The organism is Metabacillus sp. KJ11-3 (genome assembly GCF_055808295.1).
In genome coordinates this window covers 4,290,696-4,310,421 of record NZ_CM147865.1, presented here as the reverse complement: position 1 = coordinate 4,310,421, position 19,726 = coordinate 4,290,696, and the positions used below count along the sequence as shown (strand labels likewise).

Annotated in this window: 21 protein-coding genes; 16 read left to right on the top strand and 5 right to left on the bottom strand. The window is 35.2% G+C overall.

Going from position 1 to position 19,726, the window contains the following annotated elements; translation table 11 throughout:
• Positions 1 to 9 precede the first annotated feature (9 nt).
• The 4 genes from tsaE to tsaD are packed head-to-tail and all read left to right on the top strand — an operon-like array spanning position 10 to position 2,638.
• Positions 10 to 495, top strand: a complete 486-nt coding sequence (tsaE, locus tag AC0L8O_RS21350) for a tRNA (adenosine(37)-N6)-threonylcarbamoyltransferase complex ATPase subunit type 1 TsaE (RefSeq protein WP_473445204.1) — start codon at positions 10 to 12, stop codon at positions 493 to 495.
• Positions 464 to 1,153: a tRNA (adenosine(37)-N6)-threonylcarbamoyltransferase complex dimerization subunit type 1 TsaB gene (tsaB, locus tag AC0L8O_RS21345; RefSeq protein WP_473445202.1), complete on the top strand. Its 690-nt coding sequence runs from the start codon at positions 464 to 466 to the stop codon at positions 1,151 to 1,153. Before tsaE ends, tsaB begins: the two co-directional genes overlap by 32 nt.
• A gap of 13 nt (positions 1,154 to 1,166) precedes the next feature.
• On the top strand, positions 1,167 to 1,619 hold the full coding sequence (rimI, locus tag AC0L8O_RS21340; protein WP_473445200.1) for a ribosomal protein S18-alanine N-acetyltransferase: 453 nt from the start codon (positions 1,167 to 1,169) through the stop codon (positions 1,617 to 1,619).
• Positions 1,616 to 2,638 (top strand): tRNA (adenosine(37)-N6)-threonylcarbamoyltransferase complex transferase subunit TsaD, encoded by a 1,023-nt coding sequence (gene tsaD / locus AC0L8O_RS21335; protein ID WP_473445198.1) that lies wholly within the window; start codon positions 1,616 to 1,618, stop codon positions 2,636 to 2,638. Before rimI ends, tsaD begins: the two co-directional genes overlap by 4 nt.
• A gap of 406 nt (positions 2,639 to 3,044) precedes the next feature.
• Here the strand turns inward: tsaD and AC0L8O_RS21330 are convergent, their stop codons facing one another.
• A complete protein-coding gene (locus AC0L8O_RS21330) occupies positions 3,045 to 4,979 on the bottom strand; it encodes an ABC-F family ATP-binding cassette domain-containing protein (protein WP_473445196.1) in 1,935 nt (644 codons plus the stop codon).
• Positions 4,980 to 5,286: 307 nt separating this feature from the next.
• Between AC0L8O_RS21330 and moaC the strand changes: the two genes are divergently transcribed.
• From moaC to tatC, 4 genes are all read left to right on the top strand, one after another.
• Positions 5,287 to 5,775, top strand: coding sequence for a cyclic pyranopterin monophosphate synthase MoaC (gene moaC, locus AC0L8O_RS21325; protein ID WP_473445194.1), 489 nt, complete (start codon positions 5,287 to 5,289; stop codon positions 5,773 to 5,775).
• 186 nt (positions 5,776 to 5,961) lie between these two features.
• Complete coding sequence (locus AC0L8O_RS21320; protein ID WP_026561987.1) at positions 5,962 to 6,606, top strand: redox-sensing transcriptional repressor Rex; 645 nt, start codon at positions 5,962 to 5,964, stop codon at positions 6,604 to 6,606.
• A 24-nt stretch (positions 6,607 to 6,630) separates the two neighbouring features.
• The gene (locus AC0L8O_RS21315) at positions 6,631 to 6,828 is read left to right on the top strand and encodes a twin-arginine translocase TatA/TatE family subunit (RefSeq protein WP_026561986.1); all 198 of its coding nucleotides are present in this window, start codon (positions 6,631 to 6,633) and stop codon (positions 6,826 to 6,828) included.
• A gap of 18 nt (positions 6,829 to 6,846) precedes the next feature.
• Complete coding sequence (tatC, locus tag AC0L8O_RS21310) at positions 6,847 to 7,593, top strand: twin-arginine translocase subunit TatC (RefSeq protein WP_026561985.1); 747 nt, start codon at positions 6,847 to 6,849, stop codon at positions 7,591 to 7,593.
• 14 nt (positions 7,594 to 7,607) lie between these two features.
• On the opposite strand, the gene AC0L8O_RS21305 is transcribed toward tatC, so the two are convergent.
• Together AC0L8O_RS21305 and AC0L8O_RS21300 are read right to left on the bottom strand one after the other, a co-directional pair.
• Positions 7,608 to 7,811 (bottom strand): YdiK family protein, encoded by a 204-nt coding sequence (locus AC0L8O_RS21305; protein WP_026561984.1) that lies wholly within the window; start codon positions 7,809 to 7,811, stop codon positions 7,608 to 7,610.
• Complete coding sequence (locus AC0L8O_RS21300; protein ID WP_473445192.1) at positions 7,808 to 8,533, bottom strand: lysostaphin resistance A-like protein; 726 nt, start codon at positions 8,531 to 8,533, stop codon at positions 7,808 to 7,810. Before AC0L8O_RS21300 ends, AC0L8O_RS21305 begins: the two co-directional genes overlap by 4 nt.
• A gap of 317 nt (positions 8,534 to 8,850) precedes the next feature.
• Between AC0L8O_RS21300 and groES the strand changes: the two genes are divergently transcribed.
• The 8 genes from groES to AC0L8O_RS21260 all read left to right on the top strand — a co-directional run bounded on the left by groES (position 8,851) and on the right by AC0L8O_RS21260 (position 16,722).
• Positions 8,851 to 9,138: a co-chaperone GroES gene (gene groES / locus AC0L8O_RS21295; protein WP_473445190.1), complete on the top strand. Its 288-nt coding sequence runs from the start codon at positions 8,851 to 8,853 to the stop codon at positions 9,136 to 9,138.
• Positions 9,139 to 9,186: 48 nt separating this feature from the next.
• Entirely contained in the window at positions 9,187 to 10,824 is a 1,638-nt protein-coding gene (groL, locus tag AC0L8O_RS21290; protein WP_473445188.1) for a chaperonin GroEL, read from the top strand.
• A gap of 347 nt (positions 10,825 to 11,171) precedes the next feature.
• Entirely contained in the window at positions 11,172 to 11,903 is a 732-nt protein-coding gene (locus tag AC0L8O_RS21285) for an ATP-binding cassette domain-containing protein (protein ID WP_473445186.1), read from the top strand.
• On the top strand, positions 11,900 to 12,709 hold the full coding sequence (locus AC0L8O_RS21280; protein ID WP_473445184.1) for an ABC transporter permease: 810 nt from the start codon (positions 11,900 to 11,902) through the stop codon (positions 12,707 to 12,709). Before AC0L8O_RS21285 ends, AC0L8O_RS21280 begins: the two co-directional genes overlap by 4 nt.
• 62 nt (positions 12,710 to 12,771) lie before the next feature.
• Positions 12,772 to 13,485 carry an ABC transporter permease subunit gene (locus AC0L8O_RS21275; protein ID WP_473445182.1) on the top strand — a complete coding sequence of 238 codons (714 nt, stop codon included), beginning with the start codon at positions 12,772 to 12,774 and terminating at the stop codon, positions 13,483 to 13,485.
• A gap of 241 nt (positions 13,486 to 13,726) precedes the next feature.
• Positions 13,727 to 14,617 carry a response regulator transcription factor gene (locus AC0L8O_RS21270; protein WP_473445180.1) on the top strand — a complete coding sequence of 297 codons (891 nt, stop codon included), beginning with the start codon at positions 13,727 to 13,729 and terminating at the stop codon, positions 14,615 to 14,617.
• Entirely contained in the window at positions 14,553 to 15,998 is a 1,446-nt protein-coding gene (locus AC0L8O_RS21265; RefSeq protein ID WP_473445178.1) for a sensor histidine kinase, read from the top strand. The genes AC0L8O_RS21270 and AC0L8O_RS21265 overlap by 65 nt, the downstream gene beginning before the upstream one ends.
• Positions 15,999 to 16,017: 19 nt before the next feature.
• Complete coding sequence (locus AC0L8O_RS21260; RefSeq protein WP_473445176.1) at positions 16,018 to 16,722, top strand: response regulator transcription factor; 705 nt, start codon at positions 16,018 to 16,020, stop codon at positions 16,720 to 16,722.
• A gap of 149 nt (positions 16,723 to 16,871) precedes the next feature.
• Here the strand turns inward: AC0L8O_RS21260 and AC0L8O_RS21255 are convergent, their stop codons facing one another.
• Both AC0L8O_RS21255 and AC0L8O_RS21250 read right to left on the bottom strand, forming a co-directional pair.
• On the bottom strand, positions 16,872 to 18,272 hold the full coding sequence (locus AC0L8O_RS21255; protein WP_473445174.1) for a S8 family peptidase: 1,401 nt from the start codon (positions 18,270 to 18,272) through the stop codon (positions 16,872 to 16,874).
• Between the two features lie 77 nt (positions 18,273 to 18,349).
• A complete protein-coding gene (locus AC0L8O_RS21250) occupies positions 18,350 to 19,717 on the bottom strand; it encodes a lanthionine synthetase C family protein (RefSeq protein WP_473445172.1) in 1,368 nt (455 codons plus the stop codon).
• Between the last annotated feature and the right edge of the window lie 9 nt (positions 19,718 to 19,726).

Sequence of the window (19,726 nt, the reverse complement as noted above, 5' to 3'; positions counted from 1 at the left end):
GTGAGCAGAGTGGATCAAATTAAATTTATGACAAAAAGTACTGAAGATACTGCAACTATTGCGCAATCTTTATCGAAGATGTTAAACAAAAATGATGTGATTACTCTTGAGGGAGATTTGGGTGCAGGGAAAACAACTTTTACTAAAGCATTAGCAAAGGGGCTAGGGATAGGTCGAAATGTAAATAGTCCTACGTTTACAATTATTAAAGAGTATAGAGATGGTAGATTGCCCTTGTATCACATGGATGTATATCGTGTTGAAGATGCGGATGAAGATCTTGGTTTCGATGAGTATTTTCATGGTAATGGTATTACAGTCGTAGAGTGGGCACATTTAATTGAAGATCAGCTTCCAAATGAACGATTAGATATAAAAATTCTTTATGTGGATGATACAACAAGGACAATTATAATGACACCTAGAGGGTCTCATTATGAGGAACTATGTAAGGAGTTAAGTGATGAATGCATTAGCTATAGACACGACGAATAATGTGCTTGGAGTTGCCATTGTCAATGGTGAAACGGTTATAGGTGAGTATATAACAAATTTAAAGAAAAATCATTCTGTTCGAGCCATGCCTGCTATTGAGAGACTACTACATGACTGTGACTTTACACCGAAGGATTTAGAAAAAATAATTGTAGCGACAGGACCAGGTTCATACACGGGTGTTCGTATAGGTGTATCGATTGCAAAGACAATGGCTTGGGCTCTAAAGATTCCTATTGTAGGTGTATCTAGTTTAGAAACTTTGGCTGGAAATGGCCGCTATTTTGACGGACTTATTTCACCGGTTTTTGATGCAAGAAGAGGACAAGTCTATACAGGATTATATCAATATGATAATAGTGAATTAGTGACCGTTCATAAAGATCAAAATTTACTATTAACTGATTGGATAGGGCACTTATATAAGAGTGATAAGAGTATTTTATTTTTAGGAAATGATGTTCATATCCATAAAGATACCATTATTGAATTGCTTGGTGATCGAGCTGTAATAGGCAATGTTTCTTTACATAATCCAAGACCTGCAGAACTAGGTCTAATAGGGGTAAAAAGAGAAGCAACAGATGTTCATAAACTTGTACCAAATTATATCAGATTAGCTGAAGCAGAGGCCAAGTGGCTTGAGCAACAGAAATAAGATGGTGTCTACTGTGGAATATCAATTTACAATTAGAAAAATGCGAAGAGAAGATATTGACGAAGTTTATCAAATAGAATGTCAATCTTTTTCGGTACCATGGACAAAAGAGTCCTTACATTATGAGCTGGAGCAAAATTTATTCGCGAAATATATAGTTGTTGAACATGAGGAACAAGTGATTGGATACTGTGGCTTATGGGTGATAATGGATGATGCCCAAATTACCAATATTGCGGTCCATCCTAATTTTAGAGGAAAAAGAATAGGTGAAGCTCTGTTGAGATTTGCCATGCAATTAAGTAGGGAAATGAAGGCACAAAGATTGTCATTAGAGGTAAGAGTATCTAATCATATTGCTCAATCTTTATATAAAAAAGTAGGGTTTGAACCTGGTGGTATAAGAAAAAATTATTATACAGATAACCAGGAAGATGCTTTAGTAATGTGGGTGAATTTAATATGAGTCAAACTGATCAATATATATTAGGAATTGAAACAAGCTGTGATGAAACCGCAGCAGCCATTGTGAAAAATGGAAGAGAGATAGTAGCGAATGTTGTAGCATCTCAAATTGAGAGCCATAAGCGATTTGGTGGTGTTGTCCCGGAAATCGCATCTAGACATCATGTTGAGCAACTAACCATTGTCTTTGAAGAAGCTATGAAACAAGCCGAGCTTTCGTTTGATGATATTTCAGCTATTGCTGTGACAGAAGGACCCGGTTTAGTAGGAGCTTTATTAACAGGTATAAATGCAGCAAAAGCTTTAGCTTTCTCACATTCTATTCCATTAGTAGGTGTTCATCATATTGCTGGCCATATTTATGCAAATCGTTTGATTAAAGAATTAGAATTTCCTTTACTTGCCTTAGTTGTATCTGGAGGACATACTGAATTAGTTTATATGAAAGAACATGGACACTTTAATGTGATAGGTGAAACCTTGGATGATGCTGCAGGTGAGGCATATGACAAGGTAGCTAGAACAATTGGTCTTCCATATCCGGGAGGTCCTCATATTGACCGTTTAGCCCATGAGGGACAGGCAACTATTGATTTACCGAGAGCATGGCTTAGTGAAGGCTCGTTTGACTTTAGTTTCAGTGGACTGAAGTCTGCTGTAATTAATACATTACACAATGCTAAGCAAAAAGGCATTGAACTTGATCCAAAGGACGTTGCTGCTAGTTTTCAGGCAAGTGTTGTGGATGTATTAGTAACCAAAACAGGACAAGCTGTGGATAAGTATAAAGTGAAACAACTATTATTAGCAGGTGGAGTTGCTGCAAATAAAGGTTTGCGAACAGCATTGGAAAAGAAATTTTCTCAAAGAGATGAGATAGAGTTAATTATTCCTCCTTTATCCTTATGTACTGATAATGCAGCAATGATTGCGGCGGCAGGCAGTATTTTATTTGATAAGGGAATGAGAAGTGATTTAGCGCTTAATGCTAATCCTGGCTTAGAGCTTAACTCATATTAATTTGTACAAAATTGGGCAGGCCTAATTCAGGTTCTGTCCTTTTTTCGGTATTTTTCGACAAAATCTTGAATCTCCCTAGCAAATAAGTCAATGTTCACCGAAATTAGGTTAAAAACAGAGTTATCCACAGGATGTTCACTCATTTTTGTAGAAATGTGTAAAAGAACTAAAAAAGCTGTCAAATCAACGAAAAATCCTATGTGAATAACTTGGTTAAAAAAACGAAAATATGTGGATAATGTGTATAAGTCTGTTGATATGTTGAAAATAGAGGATTTATTATGTGGATAAATAAGTGGATTGTGTATAACATGATTTCAATCTATTTTGAATGTTAAGAAGTTTGTCGAAACAATTTCTTTATCAAATGCTGGAACAAAAAAACAGCGAAAATGATCCGCTGTTTTTAATGTAACTGTTCCCACTCAGTCATAAGTTGTTCTAGTTCGGAATTCAGTTGTTCATTTTCAATATTAATTTTTTGAACTTGCTCATGATCCTGATAAATAGAAGGATCGCAAAGTAGCGCTTCGTTTTTTTCTATTGTTTCTTCAATTTCACTAATGCTTTGCTCTATTTCTTCAATTCTTCGTTGCTTTTGACGTTCGAGTTTTTTTAGTTCTTTTTCCTGCTGGTAGTTTAGCTTTCCTTCTGATGCAGATGAACTGAATTTTTGAGAAACGTTCTTTGTCTCTTCTTCCGCAAGTCGCTCTAGCTCTAATATTTCTTCTTTCTTTGTTAAAAAGTAATCATAGTCACCTAGGTACTCAGATAGGTTATGACTTGATAATTCAAAGACCTTTGTGGCTATGCGGTTTATAAAATAACGGTCGTGTGAAACAAAAAGTATGGTTCCTGGAAAGTCGATTAAAGCATTTTCCAATATTTCTTTACTATCTAAATCTAAATGGTTTGTTGGTTCATCAAGAATGAGGAAATTAGCTTTTTGCAGCATAAGCTTAGAAAGTGCCAGCCTTGCCTTTTCTCCACCACTTAGTGTTGAAACAGGTTTTAACACATCATCACCTGAAAACAGAAAGTTACCTAGTACGGTTCGAATTTCTTTTTCTGTTTGTTGTGGATATTCATCCCATAGCTCGTCCAACACACGTTTATTTGACGTTAAATCAGCTTGCTGTTGATCATAATATCCAATTTGCACATGTGACCCTAATGAAAAGCTACCAGTTAATGCATCAAGCTTTTGGACAATGGACTTTAACAAGGTTGATTTTCCAATACCATTTGGACCAACAAGAGCGATTGAGTCACCTCTGGATATAGAAAAAGAGATATTTGAGATAATAGGGTGATGTTTATCGTAAGAAACAGAAATATCTGTTGCTTTTAACACATCATTTCCACTTTGTCTTTCAATATCAAATTGAAAGCTTGCTGATTTTTCATCTCCAAGGGGTTTATTCATTAACTCCATTTTTTCCAGCTTTTTTCTGCGGCTTTGTGCAAGCTTTGTTGTGGATGCTCTTGCTATATTGCGCTGAATAAAATCTTTAAGTTTTGCCACTTCATTTTGCTGTCTTTCAAAGCTTTTCACTTCTTTTTCATAGTTTTCAGCTTTTTGTTTTAAATAGTTGCTATAATTCCCAATGAACCTTGTGCTTGTATTTCTGCTAATTTCATAAACTTGATTAACAATTTTGTCGAGGAAATATCGGTCATGTGAAACAATTAAGATAGCACCCGGGTAATTTTGTAAATATTGTTCCAGCCAAGTTAAGGTTTCGATATCAAGGTGGTTTGTTGGCTCATCCAAAATCAATAGATCCGGTTTTGTTAACAATAATTTACCTAAGGCTAACCGTGTTTTTTGGCCGCCACTTAAAGAAGAGATTTTCGTTTCCGGATCAAAGCTGCTAAAACCTAAACCATGTAGGACGGAACGAATATCTGCTTCATACTGGTAACCGCCTTCCTCTTTAAATTTCACTTGAAGTTTGTCATACTCTTTTAATAGTTGTTCAAACTTTTGAGTTTCACTGTTAGGATCTACAGTTGCCATTCGTTGTTCAAATTTACGCATATCTTCTTCCATTGATTTTAGATGCTTAAAAACTAAATTCATCTCATTCCAAATAGATAATTGTGATTCTAAACCAGTATCCTGCGCCAAGTAACCAATTGAAACATCTTTCGGTTTAATAATTTCACCAGAGTCATAAGACATTGCACCGGAAATTATTTTTAAAAGAGTTGATTTACCCGCACCATTGCGGCCGACAAGAGCAATTTTATCTCTAGTTTGTACTTCTAGCTTAATATTCGATAAAATAGGATCAGCACCAAAGTATTTACTAAGTTGATTTATTTGTAACAATATCATTGTTTTTCACCTCTACTAATGTCTTTAGTGTAGCCTAATAATACCCTTATAGGCAACAGAGACTGATTTCATATTGAAAGAACCTAAAGGGAAACTCTTCTTAAGGGTGATGAAGACAAAAGTCGAAGAGATAGAGTAGGAAAGATCTCTCATGAGGGTGATGAAAGACAATTGTCAGTAGGTCACCCAAGTAAAGTTACTTTTAACGAAGGAAAACGAACAAAAAACAAATCTATTAATTGTCACAATAACAAAACAGACAGATGCAAAAAAATAGTGTATAGTCTAGGTATAAGGGGATCTGTATATGTCAGAGTTTACTCATTTTAATGATCAGGGCAGAGCAAAGATGGTTGATATTTCTGCCAAAGAAGAAACAGTTAGAACAGCTCTTGCTAAAACCAGCATAACTGTCACCGAAGAAGTATACAAGAAAATCACAAATCATGAGATAGGCAAGGGTGATGTTTTATCGGTTGCCCAGGTAGCCGGAATTATGGCTGCTAAACAAACATCAAATGTTATTCCAATGTGTCACCCAATTTCAATTAAAGGTGTTAACGTTGAATTTGAATGGATCGTTAACGATCCTGATTATACTTTATGTATTTCTGTTACTGTCAAAACAAAAGGAAGTACAGGTGTTGAAATGGAAGCGTTAACCGCTGCAAGCATTACAGCACTTACTGTTTATGATATGTGTAAAGCAGTTGATAAAGGTATGATCATAGGAGAAACCTATTTAGTTGAAAAAACAGGTGGTAAAAGTGGTGATTTTTTAAGAAAAGAAAAATGAGAAAATATATATGTCATTTTAAAAATTATGATTATACTAAGTTTGAGTGTCTAGCTCCAGCGCCTAGCCCCTCGAGGTCATAAGCCACAAATGAATGGAAGACATAGAGCGTCTTCTATTCATTTGCGGCTTATGCTTGTCGGGCCTGATCAAGGCGCTTGCGCTTTTCTTAAGTGAGGGATCAGATTGAATATAGACCAAACGAAAATACCGCAGGCAACAGCAAAGAGGTTGCCGTTATATTACCGTTTTTTAAAAAATTTACACTCATCAGGGAAGCAGCGTGTGTCTTCAGCTGAGTTAAGTGATGCTGTAAAGGTAGATTCTGCAACGATTCGGAGAGATTTCTCATATTTTGGAGCATTAGGAAAAAAAGGGTATGGTTATAATGTGAATTATCTGTTATCCTTTTTTAGAAAAACACTAGATCAGGATGAAACAACAAAGGTATGTTTAATAGGAGTAGGTAACTTAGGTACCGCCTTTTTACATTATAATTTTACTAAGAATAATAATACGGTGATATCTTTAGCTTTTGATGTAGCACAAGAAAAGGTTGGGACAGAAATTGGCGGAGTACCTGTTTTTCATTTAGATGATCTTGAAACACAGCTTCCAGATGATGTAACAGTGGCTATCTTAACTGTGCCGGCTGCAGTAGCGCAATCCATTACCGACCGTTTAATTACAAAAGGCATTAAAGGAATTTTAAATTTTACACCTGCTCGAATTAATGTTCCAGATGAAATAAGAATTCACCATATTGATTTAGCGGTTGAACTTCAGTCACTTGTCTACTTTTTGAAACATTATCCAAATGATGAAAAATAACAGCACACAAAGGAGATGGATTTAATGCCAAATGTAGGAATCGGAAGCCTCTTATTGATTGTTTTTGTTGCACTCCTTATTTTTGGACCAAAGAAATTGCCACAGCTGGGAAAAGCAGCTGGTAATACATTACGAGAGTTTAAAAATGCCACAAAAGGTTTAGCTGATGATGATGACGATGATCAAGATGCTAAGCAAAAGAATAAAGAAGAGGTAAAGTAAGATAGGATGGAACCCGATATGAAACACGATGAAATGTCGGTCATTGAACATATAACAGAACTGAGAAAACGACTCGTCATTGTTGTCGTTTTCTTTTTCTTAGCTGTTATTGCCGGTTTTTTACTTTCAGGACCGATCATTAAATATTTACAGCATACAGACGAAGCAAAATCATTAACATTAAATGCATTTAATCTGACAGATCCATTGATGGTCTACATGAAGTTTGCATTTATTATTGCATTTGTTATTACATCGCCAATCATTTTGTACCAGCTTTGGTCTTTTGTTAGTCCAGGTCTATATGAGAAGGAGAGAAAAGTAACCTTAAGCTACATACCGATCTCAGTTTTCCTTTTCCTATTGGGTTTGGCATTCTCATACTTTATTCTCTTTCCATTTGTCATTGATTTTATGGAAAGAATATCGAATGATCTGGATGTAAACCAGGTAATTGGAATTAATGAATATTTCTCTTTCTTAATTCAATTAACTCTTCCATTTGGATTACTCTTTCAATTACCGGTTGTTATTATGTTCTTAACAAGATTAGGAATCGTCACACCGATGTTTTTATCAAGTGTACGGAAATATGCTTATTTTGTGTTATTAGTTATCGCAGCACTTATTACACCACCTGAATTAGCTTCACACTTGATGGTTTCAATTCCTTTATTTATTTTATATGAAATTAGTATTTGGGTTTCAAGAATCACATATAGAAAATCACAAAAATTGAGATTTGAAGAGGAAAATAAAAAATGAGACTTTCAGTAGTCTCATTTTTTTATGTTCATTTTTTTGATTTTTCTAGATAAACGAAACATCCGAATGGAAACACCAATATCGAATGTAGCAATAAGCATCAATAAGATTGTCGGAAAAGTAAAAATGCCTTCTTTTGCACTGTTAATCGCTAAATAGATAAACAGCAACCCCATAATCAAATAAAAAACAGCCATAGAAATAGGGTTTGTTCTCATGTTAAAAAGCCTCCAATAATGACTTGCATTTGTTCCATCTGCTTCATCATTCTTTCAATATCCTCTTGAAACGCAATTTGAAAAACCACGACCATTGTATTCATTGAAACATGTGCAAAGATGGGAACGAGAATACGCTTGGTCTTCACATAAAGAAAAGCAAAGGTAAAGCCCATCGAACCATACAACAACACATGCTGTGGTTCACCGTGCAATAGAGAGAAGATAAGAGAACTGATTAATGCTGCAATGAAAAAGTTTGTTCTTGTATATAGTACGCCAAAAAGGATTTTTCGGAATATGATTTCTTCAAGAATCGGGCCTATAATAGATGTAACAACCATAACTAAAGGGAAAAGCTCAATTATACTTACAATTCTTTGGGTATTTTCAGAACCCGGGTCCACTCCAAAAATATTAACTTCGATATTAGCAGCTACACCTTGTACCAAAATAGCTAAGAAAAACCCAATAATTGCCCATCCAATGGAAGCACCTACAGAAGCTGGTTCTCCACGAAAACGGTTTTCCTCATGACGTTCGTTTCTTAGGAAAAAGAGAATAATTAAGAACGTAAGTGTAAAGCTAAAGATTGTCCAATAGGCAAATCTCTCTACATTTGTCTCCCCGATGTTCAATAAGTCAAATAGCTTGATTCCCAGATAGCCTGATAACTGAAGAATCATATAGGCAATCATAATAAACCAATAATGCTTTTTCATGTAAACCTCCTAAGTAAAGCACAAACGTTTCTGTTTAGTTAGTCAGGTATATTGTAACATACCCTAATGTCATCCTATGTATGATACCCCATAAGAATGAGACAAATTAGTGAAGAGGTCACTTTTTGGCAGCGCACTCATCCCAAATTTATAATTAGTAGATAAGTTGAAAACTTCTAATAAAAATTTTAACTTCATACTTGAAATTAAAAGAAAATTTATATATTATATTAATTGTGTTAGCACTCGAAGGTTGTGAGTGCTAATAAAAAGGAAAAATAATCATTTATTCAAAGAATTTGAGGAGGTTGTTTCACTTGTTAAAGCCATTAGGTGATCGCGTTATTATCGAGTTAGTTGAATCAGAAGAAAAAACTGCTAGTGGTATCGTCCTTCCGGATAGTGCGAAAGAGAAGCCACAAGAAGGTAAAGTAGTTGCTGTTGGTACAGGTCGTGTACTAGATAGTGGAGAGAAAGTAGCTCTTGAAGTAGCAGAAGGCGATCGTATTATCTTCTCAAAATATGCTGGTACTGAAGTGAAGTATGAAGGTACTGAATACTTAATTTTACGTGAAAACGACATTTTAGCTGTTATCGGACAATAAACAGCACACATAATAGATTAGTTAAAAATTTGAGGAGGTTATGTAAACATGGCAAAAGATATTAAATTTAGCGAAGAAGCTCGTCGTTCAATGCTTCGTGGTGTTGACGCTTTAGCAGATGCGGTAAAAGTAACATTAGGACCTAAAGGACGTAACGTTGTATTAGAAAAGAAATTCGGTTCTCCTTTAATCACTAACGATGGTGTAACAATTGCGAAAGAAATCGAATTAGAAGATGCATTTGAAAACATGGGTGCTAAACTTGTTGCTGAAGTTGCGAGCAAAACAAACGATGTTGCTGGTGACGGTACAACAACTGCAACTGTTTTAGCTCAAGCTATGATCCGTGAAGGATTAAAGAACGTAACTGCAGGTGCTAACCCAATGGTAGTACGTAAAGGTATCGAAAAAGCTGTAACTGTTGCATTAGAAGAGTTACAAGCTATTTCTAAACCAATCGAAGGGAAAGAATCCATTGCACAAGTTGCTGCGATCTCTGCTGCTGACGAAGAAGTAGGTCAATTAATTGCTGAAGCAATGGAGCGCGTTGGTAATGACGGTGTTATCACAATTGAAGAATCTAAAGGCTTCTCTACTGAACTAGAAGTAGTTGAAGGTATGCAATTTGACCGTGGTTATGCATCTCCATACATGGTAACTGATTCTGACAAAATGGAAGCAGTTCTTGAAAACCCATATGTATTAATCACAGACAAAAAAATCACAAACATTCAAGAAATCTTACCAGTGTTAGAGCAAGTTGTTCAACAAGGTAAGCCACTATTATTAATCGCTGAGGATGTAGAAGGTGAAGCTCTAGCAACTCTAGTAGTGAACAAACTTCGTGGAACATTCAACGCTGTTGCTGTTAAAGCACCAGGTTTCGGTGATCGCCGTAAAGCAATGTTAGAAGATATTGCGATCCTAACTGGCGGTGAAGTAATCACTGAAGAATTAGGCTTAGACCTTAAATCTGCAACAATCGATCAACTAGGACGTGCTTCTAAAATTGTTGTGACAAAAGAAAACACAACAATCGTAGAAGGTGCTGGCCAACCTGATCAAATCTCTAGCCGTGTAAGCCAAATCCGTGCTCAAGTAGAAGAAACTACTTCTGAGTTCGATAAAGAAAAATTACAAGAACGTTTAGCTAAATTAGCTGGCGGTGTAGCAGTAATCAAAGTTGGTGCTGCAACTGAAACTGAATTAAAAGAGCGCAAACTACGTATCGAAGATGCTCTTAACTCTACTCGTGCTGCAGTAGAAGAAGGTATTGTTTCCGGTGGTGGTACTGCTCTAGTAAACGTATATAACAAAGTTGCTCAAATTCAAGAAGAAGGTGACACTCAAACTGGTGTTAACATCATCCTTCGTTCTCTTGAAGAGCCAGTACGTCAAATCGCACACAATGCAGGTCTTGAAGGCTCTGTCATCGTTGAGCGCTTGAAAAATGAAAAAGTTGGCGTAGGATTTAACGCAGCTAACGGAACATGGGTAAACATGTTTGAAGCTGGTATCGTTGACCCAACTAAAGTAACTCGTTCTGCACTACAAAACGCAGCTTCTGTAGCAGCTATGTTCTTAACAACTGAGGCTGTTATCGCTGACAAGCCTGAAGAAGGCGGCGGCGGCATGCCTGACATGAGCGGCATGGGCGGCATGGGTGGAATGGGCGGCATGATGTAAGGCTTCCTGAGCCAAACATCGACTTCCATTCTGTGATGTAGTCATGTGAAAAACTTATATCAATAGCAATAACCACTTCCTATAAAATTTAGGGAGTGGTTTTTTGTGTTAATAAAAGTTTCTGTACCAGGACTTATTGGATAACTGGCCTTTCAAGAACACAAATAGAAAATCTATCAATAGTGAAATTTTATGTTTTTGTTCATTAGAGATAAAATTTCTAATGATTAAGTATGTAATGAATACTTCCACCAAATTTACGAACAAATAAAAATGTATATTTTTCCAACAATTTTTATAATTTTTTTATAATTAGCTTTTATTCTTTCCTTATAGGAGGGATAAAAGTGAATAAAACAAAAGTATTAGAGGTCAAAAATATAAGTAAAATTGTAAAAGGAAAAAGGATCCTTGAAGATGTATCGTTTGATTTATATAGCAGTGATATATGCGGGTTTGTAGGACCGAATGGGTCGGGAAAGACCACACTTATTAGAATTTTAACAGGGTTAATTCATCCCACAAAAGGAGCGGTTTTTATAAATGGAAAAAACATCAACGAGAGACAAGCATCTGCGTTGCAGAATGTCGGAGCGATTGTTGAGTCACCAATCTTTTTTTCGTACATGACTGGCAAACAGAATTTAATCAATTTAGCGAGAATCACTCATGGTGTCAATAAAGCAGAGATAAAAGAGAAAGTAAAAGAAGTGTTAAAGGTTGTTGGATTAGAGGATCGAGGAAATGACAAGGTTGGAAGTTATTCCTTAGGAATGAAACAACGTCTAGGTATTGCACAAGCATTATTGGGTGAACCGCGTTTTATTATCTTGGATGAACCCTCAAATGGATTGGATCCGTTAGGAATGAAACAATTAAGAGAACTTATTTTATCATTAAATAAGAACAAGGGAATCACATTTCTTATCTCTAGTCATCTCATAAAAGAATTAGAGGTGGTCTGTCACTCTTGGGTAATGATTAATAAAGGGAGTATCGTTTGGCAGGGCAAAAGCAGTGAATTAGGTGATAAATACGAGGATCTTGAACAGAAATTTATTGGACTAATGAGTCAATGAAAAAACTCGTTTATGCCGAATGGCAAAGAATGTGGATAAGAAAAAGCACCTGGTTATTCTTATGTATGATTCCCATGCTATTAGTAGCTACCTCTCGTTATTTGTCGAAACATAATAAACTGATTTCTAAAGATTCTCCTGATTATACGTATGCAAATTCCTTTCCAATCATGGGTTTAGCAGAACAGTTAACCTTTACCTTTAATATCATTTTATTAATTATTTGTATATTGGGATTTGCACAAGAAATTCATACAGGTCAGTTGAGACTAATTATCCAGCGTTCGTATTCATATCGAGATGTGATCCTAGCAAAGTTAATTAATGTTTTACTATTTACTTTGCTATTCTTGTCTATCTATTTTGTATGCAGTTATGTTGTTGGATTTTCATTATTTGATAATAAGGATGATATTCTTTTATTCTTCCATGAAACACCGAAATCAGCTGGTCATGTTTTTTTGTATAACCTAGCATATTATGGTCTAGTCTATCTTTCATTAGTTGCAATGGTTAGCGTTTACGCATTGTTTTCAATTATTAGTAAATCGACCACCAGTGCGATTGGGTTAGGGATGGCATTTCTTCTATTCTCTCTAGCATACCCAACCATTATTAATATGTCTGGCACTTCTTCACCCTTTGTGTTATTTAGTTCTCTGCCAATGATTCAATATCAAGGAATTGCCGTCATGTTAGCATCAAATTCTGTATTCTATTTTAACCTGTTCGTACTAATTGCCTATATAGCCATTTCAAATGCTTTTATACTGTATTTTACGAACAAAAAAGACTTTTTTCTTTGAGGTGAAATAATGGGTTTACTAGTCAAAAATGAGTTTCAGAAAATTTTATTAAGAAAAAAACAATGCTCCTCTTCATCATATTTACAGTAATTGTGCTTGGGTCGTGTTTGTTTTTAAATTATTATGGTCTAGGTAATCACACCAGTGACTCTCCACAAGTCAAAGTCAATAATCTGAATTTACCTGTATTAGTGGCGAAAGAGTCTTTCTTTGTTTTGAATTTAATCATTTTCCCACTGCTATTTCTAGATAGCTTTAGTGGTGAGCTAAGCTCAGGAGCATATAGGATGACACTTATCCGCCCGATATCTAGAGTGAAACTGCTTTTTTCAAAGTATGTATCTCAACTGATCATTGCTTTGCTATTTTTAGCCATTCCCTTACTTGTCAGTTACATTTATGGGCAACTTTTAAGTCCGCATGTGAGTCATGTTACGTATTCTAATCAATATTCAAAACTGAACGGATTAGAATCTGTTTTATATACAGTAAAGTTCTATAGCTTACTACTGATTATTGGGATCAGTATTTTGACGATTGTAAGTTTACTAAGCGCGTTCATTCCGAATACTCCTTTATGTTTCCTGTTCACACTTGGAGTAATGATTGGCTCCATTTATATAAGTGATACATTTTCATACTTCTTACTTTCTGGTGAATATGTTTATAACCAATTAAATAATCAAGGTATTACCTTCTTTTTAACAAATGGTATAATTATCCTTTGTGGAGGGTTAGTTAATTCACTTAGGTGGAGAACCAAGGACTTTTTTTAAATAGGCTGTTTTCAAAACCTTGCTTGCAGCGAGAGATGCTCACTTTCTGCTGAGAGGGACGGTGAGCTTTCTCATTTGTAATCACCTACTTAAGTCTTATCTGTTCTACGATTTATTTCCATCATGCTTCAGCACCTAAACCCTTCATGGGTCATATAAGCCACTTTTGAATGAAGTGAAAAGAACATCTCTTATCTAAGGAGTGTCTTACGACTGTCGGGGTTAAACAACCGCATATGCATTGTTAAGCAGGAGTCTTGCAATCTGCTTAACAACCTTAAACAGATTATGTCAAAGCACCTATTTAAAAACAACCATTTCAAAAAGGCTTAGATTACAATACCTCGATCAAGAACTCGATGAAAAATATGGGGGGAGTATCATTACGAATACCATTTTAGTCGTAGACGATGAACAGGAAATCGTTAATTTCCTAAAAGAAATTCTCTTATTAGAAGGCTATTCTGTTGTAACTGCTTTAAATGGAACGAGTGCCATTGAAATGCTAACAGATGAGATTAGCTTAGTGATATTAGACGTCATGTTGCCAGATATGGACGGATTTCATGTATGTAAAGAAATAAGGAAATCGTTGTCTTGCCCGATCTTATTCCTAAGCGCTGATGCCACTGAAAAATCAAAAATAGAAGGATTGATGATAGGTGGCGATGACTATATCCACAAACCCTTTAGTATAAGCGAGCTAAAAGCTAGAATCATAGCTAATTTAAGGAGAGTAAAAAACGCTGAGGATGAGGAACAAAAACATGTACTATCCTTTGTAAATATAAAAATAAATTTAAAGTCCCATGAAGTGTTTGTTAAGGATCAACCCATTCGTTTTACGAAGACAGAATTTGATTTATTAAAAACGTTTGCTTTACACCCACAGCAGGTTTTGACAAAGGAGCAATTATTTAATCAAGTCTGGGGATATAATAGTGAGTCTGATTTATTAACAGTTGTTGAACATATAAAAAAATTAGAACAAAGCTATCCTTACTTGATCCTGATTATAAATACATTGAAACGTCATGGGGAATCGGATACAAGTGGAGTATTACTAAATGCTGAGAAACCTATCTATAAAAAAACAACTACAAATCGGTTTTTTCTTTATTATGACAGGTAGCATCGTTTTAACATTATTCACGATGATTATAGGAATAAATTACTTAATTGAAAATAACGATAAAGTGAAACCGGCAAATTACTATGAACAACAACTACCAATCATTGAGGACTATATTAACAAAAAAGGACAAAAGTTACTTGATCAAAATGAGCAGGAAAGTTTAGAGCAAATTATACCGAGAGAAGGTATTACATATCAAGTGCTCGATTCTGAAGGAAGGATAGTATATGGAACTTTATCCATAAATCTTATTAGTCCTTCCAATCCTTTAATCCATAACATTAATGAAAAGGTTCATAGCAAAAGGGATGAAAATAACCTTACTTATTACGTTCCGCTCTTAAGCCAGAATAATAACCTAATAGGAGCTGTAGCTCTTAATTATGATATTAAAATGTCGTATTCTTCGACATGGCCACTCCTAATTGTCGTAGGGTTAATATCATCTCCATTTATCTATATTATTTTGCTAACCTTATTCATATCTAACATAATTGGGAAGAGGGTTTCGACCCCTATCCATAATTTAATTGAGGCATCAAATAGGATTAAGAATAAAGATTTAAATTTTAAAATTGAATACGATGTAAAAAACGAAATAGGCGATTTAACAAGTTCATTCGAACAAATGAGAAACGAATTAGAAATTAGTTTGACCCATCAATGGAAGCTGGAGCAGGATAAAAGAGATTACCTTAAAGCCATATCCCATGATTTAAAAACCCCTTTGACAATCATTAAGGGCCATGCAGAAGGTTTATTAGAAGGTCTTTGGAAAAATGAAAAGTTACTATTTGCTTACTTACAAACCATTACATCAAATGTCGATCGTACATCAAAGCTTTTAAATGATATAAATCTTGTTACAGAGTTAGATAGTTTCTCCTTTAAATTATTATTACATAGGGTAAAGATTAAACCATTCTTCAAAGAACAGTTAACGAACTTTTCCTATCTAGCAGATAAAAAACAGATAGCTCTTGCCGTATCGATTACAAATGATCATGATGTAGAAATATTTACATTGGATAAAGAGCGAATAAGTCAAGTGATTGATAATATTTTAATGAATAGTCTGCGATTTACTCCATACAAGGGTACAATTCAGATTGATATCGACATTTGCCCTGATGAGTTATCATTCCATGTCCATGATTCGGGTCCAGGGATATCTTTAAAAGAAAACATGACTAAAATCTTTGAAAAATTCCATCAAGAAAATCACTCTCAATCTACACATAAAGGACATTCGGGCTTAGGATTATATATTGCTAAAACGATTATCGAGAAACATAATGGATCAATTTCCGCTAGAAACTCTATTAAATACGGTGGAGCACACATTTGGTTTACGATACCTAATCATATAAATACGTAATAGTGGAGGAAATTGTAAAGTGTCTACCTTAACTGATAAAAGAATTCTAATCATTGATGATGAATTTGAAATTACTTCCATGCTACAAAATAGCTTTGAAGCAGAAGGATACAAAGTAGTGACTGCTAACAATGGTGTAGACGGGATTATTCAAGCCAGAAGAGCCAATCCTAATCTAATTATCATCGATATTACGATGCCTGATTTGAATGGCTACCAAGTCATTCAGATCTTAAGAGAGGAAATGAATATACCCATCATTTTATTAAGTGCAAAACAAACGGAAAAGGATAAAGTCTATGGATTAGGTTTAGGAGCAAATGACTTTGTTGCCAAGCCTTTTAGTATCTCTGAATTAAAAGCAAGAGTCTTGGCTCACTTAAGTAGCTTTGACCGTATTAGTAAAAACATTGATGTCATTTCAAAGCAAATTTTGAATTTTGATAAGATAACAATCAACTTTAATAAACAAATGATCTATTATGACTGCAAGGAAATCTCATTGACAAATAGAGAGCTAGAAATCATTAAATTACTAGCTCTCAATCAAGGACAGACATTCACAAGAGAGCAAATTTATAAAAATTTATGGGATGACAGTAATTTTTATGATGAACATATTATTACTGAGCATATAAAAAAGATTAGAAAGAAACTAAGCAAATTCCAATGTCAAAACTATATACAAACAGTATGGGGAGTAGGGTATAGATGGGGATGTTAAGAGCGGATGGAAATCCATATATGGTAATCCCTACTCTTTTTGGATTAATCAAGTGTCAAACAATCATAGAATAAAGAAGAAAATTTGCGGAACACATTTGCAATCACTTATTGATAGCCGATGTTCCGCAGATCTCATGGTTTTCTAAGTTATTGAGCTAAAGCATTGTAAACATCTAACACACCATGTCCAAAATATTCCTTGTTTTTAGGTAATCCCTTATTAACACCGAATTTATATAGATGCTTTTCAGATTTACTTGGTTGGTCCTTTAGATTGTATTTTTCAATAATTAAAGCTAACGCTCCAGAAACCTTTGGGGTTGCTACAGATGTACCCGCAGCGTAATAATAGGCCCCATCTGGTGAAGTGCTTAATACATGCTCTTGTCCCATAAAGGATTCCGACATCCACTTTTCAAATCCATATTTCTCATAAAGCCGATAATCCCCACCAGGAGCAGCGATATCTATGATATTTTTTCCATAATTTGAAAAAGTGGATAATTCATTTGTTGGTCCTATAGATGATACTGTTACTACTCCACTTAAACTTGCAGGCACATCAACCCCTTTTCCTTTGAATGTGATTCCATCTAGTGCCAACATCTCTTTTAAAAAGCTGTTCACTTCTTTTTTGTCTTTTATGTTTAATGAATCATTTCCTACTGCAGCAACGACTACACTACCTTTTTTTCTAGCATATGTAATGGCCTTTTCGTAGGCTTTTATTTCTGCCAAGTCTTGCTGGGTTTTTCCCTCAAAGCTGTACATAGCACCCTTAAGTAAATAACTACCTAAACTTAAGTTGATGACGTCTACATCGTCTTTTGCGGCTTCAATAATCGCTTTTATGATCCAAATGGTTTCAGCAGATGTACTTCCGAACACTCGATATGACCTAATTCCTACTTCTGGTGCAACACCTTTCATAAAACCATTTGCAGAGATTTGACCTGCTATATGTGTGCCATGTCCTGTTAGGTCTGTAAGTTGATCTGATTCTCCGGTTTCTTCGGGCTCTTCTCCATTAAATCCATCTTTAGGGACAAAGTTTTTTGAGCCTGGGACAATATTAGAAAGTAGGTCCCTGTGCGATGTAATCCCTGAGTCAATAATTCCGACGATGACATCTTTGGAGCCACTAGCTAACGAATAGCTTTTCCCATCATTCGTTACAGATTTCATATCCCACTGTAAGTCCCACAAAAAAGGGAGAGTACTACTAACGGTGTTAGTTGGAGTTATTTCAACATTTGGCTTTACTGTTCTGACAGAGGGATTATACATGGAAATCGGAGTTGTACTTTTTACCTTTTCTATCGATTGTTCATTCGCTTTCACTTGTACGACTCCAATTTCCTTCACCTGATAAATAACCTCAAGCCCCCTAGCTTCAATTGCTTTAATATGTTTATCCCAGTCTTTAGTCGTGTCTAGTAGGAGTGTATAATTACTTTTTTCACCAGAAGAAGCCGTCGATATAGTGGGGGCAATAAAAAATAGCACTGTCAAAGCCATCATAAACTTTAAGAGAATAGTATACTTCATATCTGTACACTCCTAGAATGTTAATAGTTTTAAACTATCATTAGTCAATTTAATACGAAAAAGCTAATGCTTATAATTTAATTTAGTAGAAACAATGAATCCCACTCTGTAAAGCTCTTTCCATTAATAGAAGCAAGTAACACTAGAAGGACACCAGTTGCGCCATCTAATAAACCTGCTTTATTAAGGAATGTTATATCTGAACCTGAATTTTCAGTATCTTGGAAACCAAATGGATAATTTTCATCATATGCATCCAATAGGAATTGTTTTAAACGAATTGATTCTGTTTTTATTCGTGTTGATCCTATTGATTGATTCATTAAATCTGTAATATGCAATAAACCACTTATTCCGTGACAAAACGTAGGAGAGTCTAATCCCCATTCATTTCGAGTTCTATGAAAAACTGATGTAATGGCTTGTTGAGAGCTAGTAATAAATTTGTTATTTCCTAAAGATATACCTGCTAAGTAAAGCGCTCTAGATACTCCTGGCGACCCATAACACCATGCATCTCTAGTCGGAGAGGTAGAATAAAGATTTTGTACTTCTTGTTCCCAACTGACCGTCGGTGGAAAGTAAAAGTCGGTATCAGAAATCATGCCTCTTCGATCTAAAAGCCAATTTCCAATCTTATGTATTGCATCTCTTTGCCCATTAACTTCCACACCATTTAGTAAAGCAATCGCTAAGAAAGCCATTGGTCCTGTGATTCCGTGCGACATCCCACAATTAAAATTACCAACAGGATTAATCTTTTTTTCAACTTCAAGAAATTGATTTTCGCTTGGAATAAACCAGCCGGGGACCATTTCTCTATTGATTAATACATCCTTAGATAATTTGACCATATACTCTAGAATACGTTCAATTGTCTTTCTAATCTCGGCATCTTCTTTGTAAAACAGTAAGTATCTTCCTATGCCTGATAATCCCTCAATTACATCATAATCTGCCATATGAACATGAGAAGGTAGACGATTCTGTATATCTGTTAACCTCAATGTTACTTTCTCAATTAATGCAGTATTGATATTTTGGATAAAATTTTGATATCTTGTTCCTTTTCGGGAGAGAGCCCTTGCAGCATAACCAATCCCGGCTAAGCCACTAAACGTAGAGGTAACCTCAACACCATCCTGTTGAATATGGTGTTGAATTTCAAGCATAAACGTGTGTCCTACAAGATCCCATTCGTCATTCGGATACATCCCATCTAATTCTCCAAATAATAGACATAAACCAGGTAATCCATGGGACATACTAAGGTTTTCCCATGGGATTATATCAATTCCTTCAATTGTAATGAGATTTTCCCTTGATTGTGAGATTTCCCTTACAGATGAAGGGTCAGATAATCTTCGACTAATCTTTAGAATAATAGATAGGAAGAGATCATTTATGTTTTTTTCTTCCACTATTGTGTTTACCTTGTTTGCCATATTTTCACC

What these genes read in the sequence shown, in the direction of transcription:
- tsaB (WP_473445202.1), top strand. Translation starts at nt 464, where the DNA reads ATGAATGCATTAGCTATAGACACGACGAATAATGTGCTTGGAGTTGCC.
- tsaD (WP_473445198.1), top strand. Translation starts at nt 1,616, where the DNA reads ATGAGTCAAACTGATCAATATATATTAGGAATTGAAACAAGCTGTGAT.
- AC0L8O_RS21330 (WP_473445196.1), bottom strand. Translation starts at nt 4,979, where the DNA reads ATGATATTGTTACAAATAAATCAACTTAGTAAATACTTTGGTGCTGAT.
- moaC (WP_473445194.1), top strand. Translation starts at nt 5,287, where the DNA reads ATGTCAGAGTTTACTCATTTTAATGATCAGGGCAGAGCAAAGATGGTT.
- AC0L8O_RS21315 (WP_026561986.1), top strand. Translation starts at nt 6,631, where the DNA reads ATGCCAAATGTAGGAATCGGAAGCCTCTTATTGATTGTTTTTGTTGCA.
- tatC (WP_026561985.1), top strand. Translation starts at nt 6,847, where the DNA reads ATGAAACACGATGAAATGTCGGTCATTGAACATATAACAGAACTGAGA.
- AC0L8O_RS21305 (WP_026561984.1), bottom strand. Translation starts at nt 7,811, where the DNA reads ATGAGAACAAACCCTATTTCTATGGCTGTTTTTTATTTGATTATGGGG.
- AC0L8O_RS21300 (WP_473445192.1), bottom strand. Translation starts at nt 8,533, where the DNA reads ATGAAAAAGCATTATTGGTTTATTATGATTGCCTATATGATTCTTCAG.
- groL (WP_473445188.1), top strand. Translation starts at nt 9,187, where the DNA reads ATGGCAAAAGATATTAAATTTAGCGAAGAAGCTCGTCGTTCAATGCTT.
- AC0L8O_RS21280 (WP_473445184.1), top strand. Translation starts at nt 11,900, where the DNA reads ATGAAAAAACTCGTTTATGCCGAATGGCAAAGAATGTGGATAAGAAAA.
- AC0L8O_RS21275 (WP_473445182.1), top strand. Translation starts at nt 12,772, where the DNA reads ATGCTCCTCTTCATCATATTTACAGTAATTGTGCTTGGGTCGTGTTTG.
- AC0L8O_RS21265 (WP_473445178.1), top strand. Translation starts at nt 14,553, where the DNA reads ATGCTGAGAAACCTATCTATAAAAAAACAACTACAAATCGGTTTTTTC.
- AC0L8O_RS21255 (WP_473445174.1), bottom strand. Translation starts at nt 18,272, where the DNA reads ATGAAGTATACTATTCTCTTAAAGTTTATGATGGCTTTGACAGTGCTA.
- AC0L8O_RS21250 (WP_473445172.1), bottom strand. Translation starts at nt 19,717, where the DNA reads ATGGCAAACAAGGTAAACACAATAGTGGAAGAAAAAAACATAAATGAT.